At 44.3% G+C, this 14,376-nt stretch carries 12 protein-coding genes; 11 read left to right on the forward strand and 1 reads right to left on the reverse strand.

Annotated features, from left to right (window positions below; translation table 11 throughout):
* Positions 1–121: 121 nt before the first annotated feature.
* Positions 122–1,282, reverse strand: coding sequence for a cation diffusion facilitator family transporter (locus A5868_RS15825; protein WP_086304740.1), 1,161 nt, complete (start codon positions 1,280–1,282; stop codon positions 122–124).
* Between the two features lie 238 nt (positions 1,283–1,520).
* Here A5868_RS15825 and A5868_RS15830 point away from each other — a divergent pair, with 238 nt between their 5' ends.
* The 11 genes from A5868_RS15830 to buk all read left to right on the forward strand — a co-directional run bounded on the left by A5868_RS15830 (position 1,521) and on the right by buk (position 14,346).
* Positions 1,521–1,874, forward strand: a complete 354-nt coding sequence (locus A5868_RS15830) for a hypothetical protein (protein WP_071875837.1) — start codon at positions 1,521–1,523, stop codon at positions 1,872–1,874.
* Between the two features lie 193 nt (positions 1,875–2,067).
* Positions 2,068–3,168 carry a glycerol dehydrogenase gene (locus tag A5868_RS15835; protein WP_086304742.1) on the forward strand — a complete coding sequence of 367 codons (1,101 nt, stop codon included), beginning with the start codon at positions 2,068–2,070 and terminating at the stop codon, positions 3,166–3,168.
* Positions 3,169–3,257: 89 nt separating this feature from the next.
* Positions 3,258–3,821, forward strand: a complete 564-nt coding sequence (locus tag A5868_RS15840; protein ID WP_010779322.1) for a glycerol-3-phosphate responsive antiterminator — start codon at positions 3,258–3,260, stop codon at positions 3,819–3,821.
* A 100-nt stretch (positions 3,822–3,921) separates the two neighbouring features.
* Positions 3,922–5,367 carry an FGGY-family carbohydrate kinase gene (locus tag A5868_RS15845; RefSeq protein ID WP_086304744.1) on the forward strand — a complete coding sequence of 482 codons (1,446 nt, stop codon included), beginning with the start codon at positions 3,922–3,924 and terminating at the stop codon, positions 5,365–5,367.
* Positions 5,364–6,875, forward strand: coding sequence for an FAD-binding oxidoreductase (locus A5868_RS15850; protein WP_086304746.1), 1,512 nt, complete (start codon positions 5,364–5,366; stop codon positions 6,873–6,875). Before A5868_RS15845 ends, A5868_RS15850 begins: the two co-directional genes overlap by 4 nt.
* Before the next feature lie 12 nt (positions 6,876–6,887).
* The gene (locus tag A5868_RS15855) at positions 6,888–7,763 is read left to right on the forward strand and encodes a hypothetical protein (protein WP_086304748.1); all 876 of its coding nucleotides are present in this window, start codon (positions 6,888–6,890) and stop codon (positions 7,761–7,763) included.
* A 335-nt stretch (positions 7,764–8,098) separates the two neighbouring features.
* Positions 8,099–10,069 (forward strand): glucosaminidase domain-containing protein, encoded by a 1,971-nt coding sequence (locus tag A5868_RS15860; protein ID WP_176281333.1) that lies wholly within the window; start codon positions 8,099–8,101, stop codon positions 10,067–10,069.
* Between the two features lie 239 nt (positions 10,070–10,308).
* Positions 10,309–10,887, forward strand: a complete 579-nt coding sequence (locus A5868_RS15865; protein WP_086304750.1) for a TetR/AcrR family transcriptional regulator — start codon at positions 10,309–10,311, stop codon at positions 10,885–10,887.
* A gap of 141 nt (positions 10,888–11,028) precedes the next feature.
* Positions 11,029–12,369 carry an aldehyde dehydrogenase family protein gene (locus A5868_RS15870; protein ID WP_086304752.1) on the forward strand — a complete coding sequence of 447 codons (1,341 nt, stop codon included), beginning with the start codon at positions 11,029–11,031 and terminating at the stop codon, positions 12,367–12,369.
* A gap of 9 nt (positions 12,370–12,378) precedes the next feature.
* The gene (locus A5868_RS15875) at positions 12,379–13,272 is read left to right on the forward strand and encodes a phosphate acyltransferase (protein WP_086304754.1); all 894 of its coding nucleotides are present in this window, start codon (positions 12,379–12,381) and stop codon (positions 13,270–13,272) included.
* A 3-nt stretch (positions 13,273–13,275) separates the two neighbouring features.
* Positions 13,276–14,346: a butyrate kinase gene (gene buk / locus A5868_RS15880; protein ID WP_086304756.1), complete on the forward strand. Its 1,071-nt coding sequence runs from the start codon at positions 13,276–13,278 to the stop codon at positions 14,344–14,346.
* Positions 14,347–14,376 lie beyond the last annotated feature (30 nt).

The following is a 14,376-nucleotide window of genomic DNA, read 5'->3' on the forward strand; positions in this document are numbered from 1 at the left end:
TTTAGAGTACGAGCGTCATCTCGTACTCTTTTAGTTTACCCAAAAAAGCCAGTGAAATGAACGAATTCTCGTCATTTCACTGGCTTTTTACTTAGAGACTTATGTCACAGCCTCTTTCGCTTTATAAAAGATAGGTGCGATCAAAGGTGATCACTAGTTTTGCGGGTTCCCCTTGTGAAATGAAGCGGGCGCTGATTTGATCCTGTAATTCCGAGTTCGATACTTTCTTTAATTCTTCAGGAACCACCAAGTCAAAATAGATCGTTTCAGGCGTGGTGGTCTTATCTACCCTCAAGTCATGAAAGCGAAGGTGTTGATGGCTTTCTTTTAAAACCTTTTTTAGTTCCGGCGCAATCCGTTTGAAGTCTGGATCGTCAAGAGGGTAGGGGTCCACGTGACACACCAAGTCAACGCCTAAATTTTCTTTGACCTCGTATTCGATGGAATCAATCACCTCATGAGCGTGTGACAAGGTCCAATCCTGATCAACCTCGATATGGACAGACGCAAAGATGCTGTTTGGTCCATAGCTGTGAATCAATAGGTCATGGTACCCGATAATATTAGGGAAATTATCGAGGTGCTTCCGAATGGCTAATACCTCGGTATCTGGCGGGCGAACCCCCATCAAATCATTGATAAAGCCTAAGATCATTTTGACCCCTGAGTAAATAATGTACAGAGCAATCAAAAAACCGATGTAGCCATCGATGCGCCAACCGCTGAACCATTCAATGATCGCGGAGATCAAAACAGCGATGGTCGTATACACGTCATTGATACTGTCCTGCGCAGTGGCCCTTAACGTATCTGAATGAATTTCCTTGCCTAATTTTTGATACATAAACGATTGCCAAAATTTCATTAAAATGGATAAAATCAACACGATATAGACAATCGGGGTCAGTAACACGCTGCTGGGATGAAGAATCTTAAGAAAGGAACTGTCCAAGAAACGGATGCCGACATAGGTGACTAAAATAGAAATAATAAAGCCGCTGATGTATTCAAACCGTTCATGTCCGTAGGGGTGTCCTTCGTCAGCCGGTTTTCCGGCAATCTTAAAGCCTGCTAGGGTGATAATTGAAGAGGCGGTATCTGACAAGTTATTCATGGCATCTGCCATGATCGAGACGCTTCCTGAAATAGAACCGATAAAAAATTTAGCTAAAAAAAGCATGAGATTAGAGATCAACCCTAAAATCCCTGCTAGTATGCCGACGCTTGTCCGTTTGTTGCCTTTCCAGCGTTGGGTAATTTTGTTTATTAAAAATGGTAACATCGTAATCATCCTTCTCAAATCAATTAGTACCAGTATAACTGAAAGTTCTGACAATAAGAAGTTAAATCTACTGATGCATATTATTTTAGGTAAACTCCATTTATTTGAAGTTTACCTAAAAATAAATGTAATTTTTTGACGATTTTTAATAAAAAATTTGCAGATATCTCAGCCATTTAAAATGTAAACACTTTATAATGTAGTTGTAAAGGGATTCAAAAACGGGAGGATCAAACATATGGAGAACCATGTAGATATAACCTTATGGAAAATTCAAACGAACAACGTTGTGACAGCGCTAGATGATTTTATTGAAGATTGGAAAGTTTCAAAGAACAGTGACCTTGATGAGTACCTGCGCAGCTACCCAGGGTATTTCAAGAGTGACGAGCCGACACGAGAAGCTATTCGTCTTGTTTTGGGCTATGCGAAAGAGTTAATGGATGGCAACCGTGACTGTGTTGGATTTTATGAAAATAAGATTTGGCGCACAGAAAGCGGCGAAAGTGTGCGGATGACCCATTTCCACGAGCGCTCCATCTCAAAATTGATGCAAAAAATCGTGAAGGATCGAGCGTGCGAAGAGAAATAACAAGTGAAGATCCTTGCTCTGGCGCGAGTGAGCAGCTTTTATTCATTGAATGGATTAGGTAGAAAAGTAAAAGGGTTGAAAACGATTTCTTGACGTGGTATATTGTCAGTGGTTGACAGACAAACAAGCGAAAGGCAACCTCCTACTTGGAGTGTGCCTTTTTTTGTGTCTAAAAATGGAGGAGGAAGAAACGATGACCAAAATTTTTGTAAGTCCATCAGATTTCATATTAGGAAAAAATATTTTAAAAACGGGGAAAGACTATTTAACGAAATTCGGAACGAAGCCCTTTTTATTAGGCGATTCTTTCGTCATGGAAATGGTCGGGAACGACTTTGCCGATTATCTCAATGGGGAAGAATTTGATGTGCAGAAGCAGGTGTTTGAAGGGGAAGCCTCGATGGCAGCGATCGAGAAGTTCACCTCTCAAACTAAAGACTTGGCGGCGGACTTCATTATCGGGATCGGCGGAGGAAAGACGATCGATACCGTGAAAGCCGTGGCCCACAATCTATCCATCCCACTAGTAATCATCCCCACCTTGGCGTCAACAGATGCGCCGACATCGCGAATGTCTGTTATTTATAAAGAAGACGGCAGTTTAGAAAATTACTTGTTCTATGGAAAGAATCCTGATTTGGTCATGGTAGATAGCCAAGTCGTCGCAAATGCCCCTTCTCGATTCTTAGCCGCTGGCTTTGGCGATGCGTTATCCACGTGGATCGAAGCGAGAGCCATCAAAAAAGCCGAGCAGTCTACGATATTGCAAGCCAATCAAACCTTGACCTCACTTGCCATCGCGGAAAAATGTGAGGAAATCATCTTTAACTATAGCCGTCAAGCCATCCAGGCGAATGAAGCGAAGGTCGTGACGCCCGCATTAGAATACGTCATTGAGGCGAATATCTTAATGAGCGGACTGGGCTTTGAAAGTGGAGGAACTTGTGCGGTTCATCCGATCCAAAATGCCTTTCTCGTTCTTGGTCGCGGCAAAAACTTGATGCACGGCGAACGTGTGGCATTTGGTATTTTGTGCCAATTAATGATGGAAGGGGTAGAAACGGAAGAATTCGATCGTTACCTTGAGCTATTATTAGAATTGAATCTGCCGACTACTTTAGCCGATCAAGGGCTTGAGGATATTACTGCGGATGAATTAAGAGCAGTTGGAGAAACGGCAACGGCCCCATGGGAGTCTATCCATAAATTGCCAGCCGAAGTCTCTGCGGAGAGTGTGATAGACGCGATCTTAGCAGTGGATCGCTACGTGAAGGCGTACAAAGAGAAACATTAATATTGACAGCGTTTTCCTCTGTGGGCTACTATCGATCTACAGCACCCGATCTACACCACCGTTTTACAACTTAACAGGGGGAAAAAGAGATGGCTTATTTGAAAGAATTGATTGAGGACAATCCGGTAATCCCGGCTATTAACCATATGAAGCAGATCGATGAAGTGATCGCGCTTGACGCGGAGGTCGTTTTTGTACTATGCGGCGACATCATGAGCTTGCCCAAAATCGTCAAACGCCTAAAGGATGCAGGCAAGACCGTTTTAATCAACATCGATTTGATCGACGGTCTGGCAGGAAATCGAATCGCTGTTGACTATATTCGGCGCACGGCGAAGGCAGACGGCATCGTCTCTATGAAGGCAACCTTGATCGTTGAGGCGAAACGGTTAGGTTTGATGACAGTCCATCGCTATTCTATGATGGATTCGCGCTCACTGATCGCTTTGAAAAAGCAATACCAGATCTCAAACGCTGACGTGGTTGAGATCATGCCTGGCTTGATGCCTTCAATCATCAAGCAGGTGAATGAAGCGGGACCAACACCCGTGATCGCCAGCGGACTGGTTTGTGAAAAGCAGGATATCTTAAATGCGCTGAATGCCGGCGCGATCGGCATCTCAACGACGAATAAAGAGTGCTGGAGCATTTAACAATTAAATAGTAGAAACTGACAGGTTGCTAGAAACGAGGGAAAGGCAGGCTCTTCATTGAGTGTGCCTTTTTTTATTTTAAAAATTAGGAGGAACTAGAATGGGGAAATATATTTTATCCATCGACCAAGGGACTCAATCGACAAAAATCAGTGTGTTTGATTTTGAAGGCAATGAGCTGTGTTCAGCCAAGCACCCTTTACAGGCGATGGTCACGGCACCAGGCGGGGTCGCTGAACAGCATGAAGATATTTACGAGAGCATCGTGGAGACCATGCAGGAGCTGATGGAAAGATTCACTGGTGATCCAAAGGAAATTATCGGAATCGGGCTGGGGAGTATCCGTTTTGATCGGGTATTAATGAAGAAAGACGGCACATTGGCAGAGCCGATCCAAACATGGATGGATGAACGGATCGGTTATCCATATCAAGGCACAAATCCAGAAGTGGCTTATTTATCGGCAGACACGGGATATTTGACGGTGCGGATGACAGGGAATTTTGTGGATACCTTTTCGAATTACGCAGGAGCATGGCCGATCGATCCTGAAAAGTGGGATTGGAGTGACAATCCTGATCTATTTGACTACTTTGGGATGCCGCGAGACATGCTATTGGAGTTGAAAATGCCTGGCGACGTTTTAGGAACACTGCTGCCGGATGAGGCGGCACGAATGAATGTGCCCGCTCATTTACCAATCATCGCGACAGCCAATGACAAAGCGGTAGAGGCATTGGGGGCAGGCTTGATTGATGAAGATACGGTCTTGATCTCGTTAGGGACGTATATCGCGGGAATGATCGCGAATGAGTACACCCCCTTTGATCCCGAATTGCCTTATTGGTCAAATCCAGCATCGATACCGAATGTTTTCTTAAATGAATCTGGCGGCATCCGTCGGGGGATGTGGATGGTTAGCTGGTTCATCAATGATGTTTTAGCAAAACCATGGCAGAAAGAGGCGTTGTCTCTGGAGACGATTCCTGAAGAACTGATGAACCAAGCAGGCTTGGATGTTCCAGCCGGAAGCGATGGCTTGATGACCGTCCTTGACTGGCTGCCCCATCAGCAAGCGCTGTACCGCAAAGGAACGATCCTTGGCTTTGATGAACGGCATACGAATGCCCATATCTATCGTTCGATTCTAGAGGCCATCGCCTACACGATGAAATTAAATGTAGATGCCATGCTGGATCGTCAGAAAATCACTCGCAGTAAATTAGTGATTACTGGTGGGGGATCAAATAGTGATCTCTTCATGCAGATCTTTGCGGATGTCTTCAATCTGCCAGCTACACGAAATGTCATCAACGGTGCAGCTTCCCTCGGGGCAGCGCTCAATGTCGCTGTTGGATTGGGTGTGTATCCCGATTATGAAACAGCGATCGAAAAAATGGTGCGTCAAGCAGATACCTTTGAACCAAATGCGGAAAACGCAGACGTCTATCAAACAGCCGTTAAAAACTATGCGTCTATTCGCGACATCACCGATCAATACTATAAAACAGCAAATGAAGTAACAGAAGGGGCGTTTACAGAATGAAAACAACAGAAAACTATGTAGCAGATATTACGATCGAAGAAGCGAAAAATAAAACAATCACGAATCAAGAGATTGTCGATAAACTTATTGAAATTGTCGGAAAAGACCATGTCGAGACGGATCAGAAGGAACGAGAAAAGAACAGTATCGATACCTTCCGAAAATGGCAAAAGGCACAAGAATCCTACACACGGCCGATTCCAGAAGCCATCGTCAAGGTGCACACAGCAGAAGAAGTCTCAAGGATTCTCGTTTTTGCGGATCAAAACGGGATCAATGTCGTTCCGCGGACGGGAAATTCCGGCATCGAGCAAGGCCTAGAGAGTGCCCGCAAGCTGTACATTCTAATAGACGGCTCTGAAATGAATACGGTCATCAACATCGATACAGAAAATATGCAGGTGACGGCACAAGCCGGGACTTCCCTAGAGGAATTAGAAAACCACCTGCGGAAGATGGGCTATACAACGGGGCATTCACCCCAGTCTAAGCCGGCCGCACAGCTCGGCGGATTAGTAGCGACGCGCAGTATCGGTCAATTGTCTACCTTATATGGGGGAATTGAGGATATGATCGTTGGTCTCGAGGCGGTCTTGCCGACGGGGGAAGTGATTCGCATCAAGAATGTGCCGCGACGCGCAGCAGGCCCGGATATTCGGCATATTTTTGTTGGGAATGAAGGGGCGATCGCCTTCATCACCGAAGTGACGGTGAAGTTGTTCAGCTATCTGCCAGAGAATTCCCAATACATGATTTGGCAGTTTGAAACGTTAGAAAAGGGCTGGGAAATGCTGCGGGAAGTCATGATAGCTGGATACAAGCCTGCTGTTGCTCGGGTTTATGATGCGGGCGATGCCAGCATCCACTCCTTCTCAAAAGGAGTCGAGGACAAGCACATCTTGATGTTCTCAACAGAAGGAAATGCCTTGATCTCTGAGGCGACAGCAAAAGGGATCAAAGAAATCGTCGCGCAGGATGCTGAATTTAAAGAGATGGACAATCAAGTAATGATTGATTGGCTAAATAACTTAAACTGGGATCACCAGCGGATCAATGAGGAAATCGCGGAGTTTGGACAGACAGGCCATGTCGGCTACACGACAGAAATATCTGCGGGCTGGAGCGAGATCCACGCGATTTTTGAAGCAGTAGTCGCACGGGTGATGAAGGAAGTGCCGAACATGGATGGCATTGGCGGGCATTCGTCTCACAGCTATATCAATGGAACGAATATCTATTTTGTTTATGGCTATCAGGTGAAATCGGATGATCCAGAGGATGAAGTGACGAAATACCATCATTTAGTAAATAAAATCATTGTGGAGGAAACCTTGAAACGCGGCGGCAGTATGTGTCACCATCACGGAATCGGTAAAGCGCGTGCACCGTATGTGAAGGATGAGTATGAATCTTCATTTATCGTATTAAAGAAATTGATGCAGGCATTTGATCCAAACAATACGATGAATGCGGGGACGATCATCCCGATTCCTTTCTACGAAGAATAGGAGGAAAAAACGATGGATATGTTTTTAGCATTGGTAGGCGCTTTTGCCGGCGGGGTCTTCGGTGCCTTGTTCGGCGGCACGACGCTCTTCATCTTTATGGGATTGATGGTGCTTTTGGGATCAGCGATCGCGTTATCTGGTGGGGGCGATACATTTTTACTGCAGGTCGCATTTGGAACATCCTTTGCGCCTCATATCGCCTTTGTAGGTGGTGTAGGGGCAGCGGCCTTTTACGGGCGCCACCGAATGAATTTGTCTCATGATGAAGAATTTGCCAAAAGTATCGAAGGATTTACCGGGGCGGACACCATCACCCCTTTAATGAAAATGAAAGATATTCCGACGTTGCTTGTCGGCGGTTTGTTCGGAGTGGTGGGTTTTCTACTCGTTACTGCCTTGACAGTGATAGAATCGCCGATGGATGCTAGTGCAACAACGGTAGCTGCCACAGGAATATTGGCGCGATTGCTATTTGGCAAAAGCGGGCTGACTGGAAAGTTTTCGACCGGGGAAAAGCGTTATGATCTCTCGGCGAATCATTTATTTTTCACGGCTATCTGGATAGCTGCACTGGCTGTCGTCACCTTCCAAGTGGTGAGCATGACTCAAGTAGATGTGCTGATGTTCGGATTTAGCGGATTGTCCTTGATCGTCTTATATTTTGGACTGCCGATACCAGTGACCCATCATATTACTTTAGTGACGGGAACAGCGACCTTGATGTTTGGAAATATGGCGATTGCGATCGCCTTTGGATTACTTGCGGGCTTTTTGGGGAATTTTTTCCAACGGAGCTTCAATACGAATGTTGACAGCCACGTAGACAACGCGGCATTGACGATCGTGGTATGCACGCTGCTGATGACAGGAATACAGGCGATACTTTAAAAAATCTCGGATTGTCGTATTTATTATGATAATCCGAGATTTCTTTCATTTTATGCGTATGTTTACTATATAAAAATGTCAAAAAATAATCATTAAAATGATTCGTATTTTAAAATTATTATTAATAAATTGATTTCATTCGCAATCATATTTTTTGAATATATCTTTTAAGAAGAAAATATAAACACATAAATAAGCCTGTCTCTTATACACATCTAGATGTGTATAAGAGACAGGTCTTTAGACACACCATTAAATTAATGTTAATATAGTGAGTAATTAAGGAAAATAATTATATACCACCGTGTATTTAAATTAAGAAATGAGGTATACATGTGAAGTACAACAAAATGATAAGCTTGCTAGCGCTGGGAACTTTATTTGGGCCGACTCTTTTATCTTCACAACAAGTTTTTGCGGATGAAAGCAGCACCGTCGCAAGTACAACTCCTGCGCCGCAGCCAACAGAAAATTCGAGTACAACTCCTGCGCCGCAGTCAACAGAAAATTCGAGTACAACTCCTGCACCGCAGCCAACAGAAAATTCGAGTACAGAAGGAACAGACACTTCTGTACCAGATAATTCAAATTCATCGAATGAAATAGAAAGTTTGAATATTGTAATTAATGGGAAAAATGGGACTTATTATGAAGATGATGGGAATTCTTTTAAATTAGAAGGTAATCCAAAACCAAATACTAAAACATCTTATACTATAAAAATCAAGGATGGTTTCGAACTAAATAATTTGGAAATTACAGATAGTAATAACAATTTGGTTAATATTGATAAAATGAACAATAGTTTTATCATGCCTTCGAATGGTGCTATAATACATTTTATTGTTAAATCAAAGTCAAAACCAAAACCGGACAATGGCAATGGCAGCAACACAAACAATCAAAACAATCACACTGGCGGAACAGGTACGTCAGCCAATAATGGTGCTCAAAACACACCAAAACCGGCAGAAAATCAAGCAGCTTCTAGTCAGCCAACGCAACAGGAAGCTCGGCAGCCAGAAGGGGACGCCTCTGCTGCACCAGCAGATGTTCGTGTGCCTTCAAATCAACCAGCACCAACATTTAGCAACGATGTACAAACCGCGATCGTTCAAGAGGCGTATCGTTACCTTGGCAAACCGTATGTATGGGGAGCTAAAGGACCTAATGCCTTTGACTGTTCTGGGTTAGCCTACGTTGTTTATGCAAATGCAACAGGTCACAATATCGGCGGATGGACGGGCGACCAACAATACGCTGGAACTCAGATTCCTGTTAGCGAAGCACAACCAGGGGATTTACTCTTTTGGGGAGCGCCAACAAGTGTCACGACTCACGTGGCGATCTATATTGGCAATGGCCAATACATTCACGCACCGCAGCCTGGCGATGTCGTTAAGATCGGAAACATTAGCGATTTTACACCGACCTTTGCCGTTCGAGTGAACATTGCTGGCTTACCAAAGGCAACGGGCTCGTTATCAAATGCCTTCGGGGAATATAGCACCAATCAACCATTCATTTTTAATAAAAATCAAACAACCGATCAATTCATTAAGAAAATCGGTGAAACTTCTCGTGAGATCGGACAGAAGAACGATATCTATTCTTCCGTCATGATCGCTCAAGCCATCCTGGAAAGTGGTTCAGGAAACAGCTCATTAGCAAGCGAACCAAATTATAATTTGTTCGGGATCAAAGGGAAATTCAAGGATCAAGGCGTGACATTCCAAACGCTTGAACAAGACAATGATGGCGCGAATTTCCAAATCACATCAGAATTCAGAAAATATCCTTCCTATAAAGAATCACTGGAGGATTATGCGAAGCTGATCAAAAAAGGGATCTCAGGCAACGAGGAGTTCTATAAGTCTGCTTGGAAAGACCAAACGGACTCTTACAAGGATGCGACGAATCATTTGCAGGGCCGCTATGCCACAGACAAGCAATATGCTGAAAAGCTAAATGCGATCATTGCTGCCTACGATTTAACTGAATTTGATCATGCAAAAGAAACGAAAGTAAAAGCGGCTGGACCAGAAGTTCAGTCTGCGAAGACAGTTTTTGATGTCAATGACCGCATTCAATCCAAATTGATTGCCAGTCTGATCGACAGCCCGCGTATTCCGCAGATCATGTCGACGAAACAATTTGTTAATTTGTTCCGTGGTGAAAGCTTGATCGCGTTAGCAACGACTGCTCTGCCAACGAAAAAAGCAGCGGTAGACACGTTGCCGACAGCCGCATCAATCTCCATCACATTGAGCAATGGATTATTGGCGATCATCCCGCCGATCAACTAAAGAATCATTATAGAAAAGCTGCTGAGTGAAAACTTAGCAGCTTTTTCTCTTTTAAAAGGAAGAAAAGTGTGTGAAAATGTAATCGTATTCTATTTATATTTAAGTAAGTAAATGAATGATTTAGAAAAGAAAAATTTCACAAAGTAATACATTTCGTGAATTTATTTTAGAAAGTAAGAAAAATAAAAAAAGAGAGGAAAAGACTCTATTTTTGTTTTTTTAACGCAGGAGAGATGACAATGAAAAGAAAACAAGAGAGCCTAGTAACGAAGCGGCGTTTATTAGAAACCGCGTTTCAAAATTTTTATGGAGTGGGATTTGAAAATACTTCTTTAGACAAAATATCAAAAGATGCCAATGTTAGTCGGGGTGCGGCTTACTGGCATTTCAAGAATAAGTCAGAGATCTTTAGTGAAGTGATCAAAATGACCATCGAAAAAATCAAAGAAGAGAAACGGGCGATCATGCGAGACGAAGACTTGAGCTTTGAGGAAAAAGTCGTAAAAATACTGATCGTACCGTCACAAAATCAAGCGGAATTCAAATTTATGCAGCAATCACTGAAAACCATGGAGGTCTATCCAGAATTTGCGGAGCTGCTGGATATTTTCCGTGAGACGCGCGGGCGTTTGTACGAGTTCTTTTTAACGGGATTGAGAAAAGAAGGGTTAAATGAGAATGAGGCAGCGGCTGTTTCCAGTATGCTTTACAATTATTTTGAAGGAATGTATGGTTCTGGAACGCCAGACGAGGTCACAAAAAATTACACACCAGAGGCCATCACTTGCAGTATTTCGATTATTTTTAGGAACATTTAAAAAAAAGGAGAACTTGTTCACAGCAGTCTTTCGTGAACAAGTTCTTTTTTTCACTAAATTGACAGCGCTTTCATTAATCCTTATATTGGAATTGTAAGATACATACATGTTTGTATGTAAAAATGAAAGGAGCTTGGGAAAATGGCAATTGAGGAAATGGTACAACAGGCACGTATCGCAATGGACAAAATCAGTGGGTACGATCAGGCACAAGTGGATGAGATGCTTTACGTAATTTCGAAAGCAGTATTTGAGCAAGCAGAGCCGTTAGCAAAGTTAGCGATCGAAGAGACCAGATTAGGGCGTTTGGATCATAAAATCGGTAAGAACCAAGGCATGGCGACGAACATCTTTGCGAGCTTAAAGGACAAACCTTCTGTCGGCGTGATTCGGGAGATTCCAGAGGAAGGCTTAATTGAGATTGCACATCCTCGCGGCGTCATCGGATCAGTCACGCCAACGACAAACCCGACGATCACACCTTTGGGAAATGGTTTGATGGCATTAAAAGGAAGAAATGCCATGATCGTATCCCCGCATCCTCGTTCAAAGAAAACAACAAAGGAAACCATTGAATTGATGCGCGAAGCACTTGTCAGCATTGGTGCGCCAAGAGACCTGCTGCAAGTGATTGAAGAGCCAAGTATCGAATTGTCACAAGAACTTATGCGGTCTGTCGACTTGATCGTAGCAACAGGCGGACCTGGATTGGTGAAATCGGCTTATTCTAGCGGTCACCCAGCCTATGGGGTAGGACCAGGAAATGTACAAGCAATTTTGGACCGGGATTACGATGTTGAGATTGCCGCAGAGCTTTCAGTGATCGGGCGTTCTTTTGATAACGGCATCGTATGCGCGTGTCAGCAAAGCTTGTTCTATCCAGAGGAAAAAGAAGTGGAATTGTTTGAACAATTGAAGGATAAAAAGGCAGCGCTGTTCACAGAAGAAGAAGACTTAACAAAATTACGGGACGTACTTTTTATAGAAGGAAAAGCAAATCCGGAAATGATTGGACAGGACCCTCAACGAATCGCAGAAGCGGCGGGGCTCAGCATTCCGGCAGATAGCGAGATCATCGCTGTGAAGGTCGATGCGGTCGGCAAGAAGGAGCTGTTCTGTAAAGAAAAAATGGCGCCGGTTCTCGCATTGAAAAGCTACTATACCTTTGAACAGGCCGTCGCTTTTGCTCGGGAAAACCTATTGTGGGAAGGTTCAGGACACTCGGCAGGATTGTTCAGCAACAGCAAAGAGCACCGAATTTATGCAGGAGAAGTATTGCCAGTCAGTCGTGTCGTGGTGAATCAGCCACCGATTGATGCGGGCGGATCTCCAGCTAATGGATTGAATCCGACTGTTTCGCTAGGCTGCGGCTCTTGGGGAAACAATATTATCTCAGAGAATCTGAATTATACTCATTTGATCAATATTTCCCGGGTTGCGATGCCGATTGCGCCGAAGCATGACGGCGAACCGTGGAATTAGGTGACGACGATGCAGAAATTTGATGCGTTGCTTGCAAATTTTTCTAGTAAGGAGAAGATTCGCATCGGTGTGGTTTGTGCCAATGACGAGGTGACGATTCAATCTGTCTTTCATGAAAAGGTGCGGGACTACTTGGAGCCGGTCTTGATTGGAGACGAGGCAAAAATACTCGAAATCGTCACCCAAAATGCGTTTTCTGCACGGATCGTTGCAGCGGAAACGGAGGAAGAATGTGCCGCGATAGGGGTAGAAATGGTACGAGCGGGCGAGATCGACTTTTTGATGAAGGGTCATCTTCAAACGCGGACCTTTTTAAGAGCGGTAGTGGATCGTGAAAAGGGCATTGCTGCCAGCGGCTTATTGAGCCATGTAGCATTGAATGAAATTCCTACCTACCATAAATTATTACTGACAACAGACGGCGGGATGGTCACCGCACCAAGTAAAGAAGAGAAAAAGACACTGATCGCCCACGGAATCGAAGTCATGAATAAGATCGGCGTTGCCAAACCCAAAGTAGGCCTTTTAGCTGCGGCGGAAACAGTGAATCCGAAAATTTCGTCGTCGGTAGAGGCCGAAGAAATCATGCGGGAAATACAGTCCGAAGCACCAGAAAGTTGCTGGATCGACGGACCGATTTCGTTGGACTTGGCTTTGAGCAAAGAGGTGGCGGGGATTAAGCATTATGAAAGTTCTGTTGCAGGCGATGCGGATATCGTCGTAGGCCCGGATATCACCACGATGAATGTTTTAGGCAAAAGTCTCACTGTTTTGGCGGGTGCCCAAATGGCTGGCCTGATCATGGGCGCTAGCGTGCCAATCGTTATGGTGTCACGCGGGTCAACGGAAGAGGAGAAGGTCTACTCAATTTTAGTCGCTATGTATTGCAGCAAGAGGGGATGACAAATGAAAATTTTAGCAATCAATCCTGGATCGACCTCTACGAAAGTTTCCTATTATGTGGATGGAGAAATCATCAAGGAACAGGGCATTTCTCATTCAACAGAAGAACTAAGAAAATTTCAAAAGGTCGTCGATCAAATGGAATTTCGTCGAGATATATTATTAGCCTTTATGAAGGAGGAGGGCATTGATCCTAAAGAATTAGACGCTGTAGCTGGACGCGGAGGGAGTTTGCCACCGGTTTCTTCTGGGGCATATGAAGTCAATGCAGAGATGATCGACTATTTAAGAAGGGTCACGAAGATCGAGCATCCTTCGAATTTAGGAGCGATTCTAGCAAACGAAATCAAAGAACAGGGAAATAAAAAAACGCTCGCCTTGATCTATGATCCGGTGTCAGTAGATGAATTTGAGGATGTGGCTCGTATTTCTGGATTGAAGGGGATCGAACGCAAGAGTATCGGTCACGCTTTGAATATGCGGGCGGTGGCGATGAAGGTTGCACGGGAAGAAGGACTGGATTATCAAACAGCGACGGTGATCGTCGCTCACTTAGGTGGAGGAAATACCATCAGTATTCATCATAAAGGCAAGATGATCGACTTGATCTCTGATGATGAGGGGCCGTTTTCAACAGAACGTACGGGCGGATTGCCATTGAAGTACGTGATGCCCATGTGCTACGAGCATTCATTGGAAGAAATGATGCGGATCTACAAGCGGGAAGGCGGCTTGAAGTCCTACGCAGGGACGAGCAACGCCAAAAAAATCGAAGAACGCGTGGCGGCAGGCGATGAAGAGCTGAAGACGGTCTATGAAGGGTACATTTATCAAATTGCCAAAGGAATCGGGAGCCTGGCAACTGTGACAAACGGACAAGTGGATCGCATCGCTTTGACCGGCGGCGTCGCTTACTCAAAAATGGTCGTTTCTGAACTGAAAAAACGGGTAGGCTTCATTGCTCCGATCATCACTGCTCCTGGGGAACATGAAATGATTGCTCTGTCAAAAGGAGCCGAACGGGTCGTCTTAGGACAGGAAGAATTGAAGCAATTTACCAGCTCGGACGCTTAAGACGATCAGTCTTAATAAAAGGACAAAAGA

It is taken from the genome of Enterococcus sp. 12F9_DIV0723, from assembly GCF_002174375.1.
Classification (GTDB): domain Bacteria; phylum Bacillota; class Bacilli; order Lactobacillales; family Enterococcaceae; genus Enterococcus_A; species Enterococcus_A gilvus.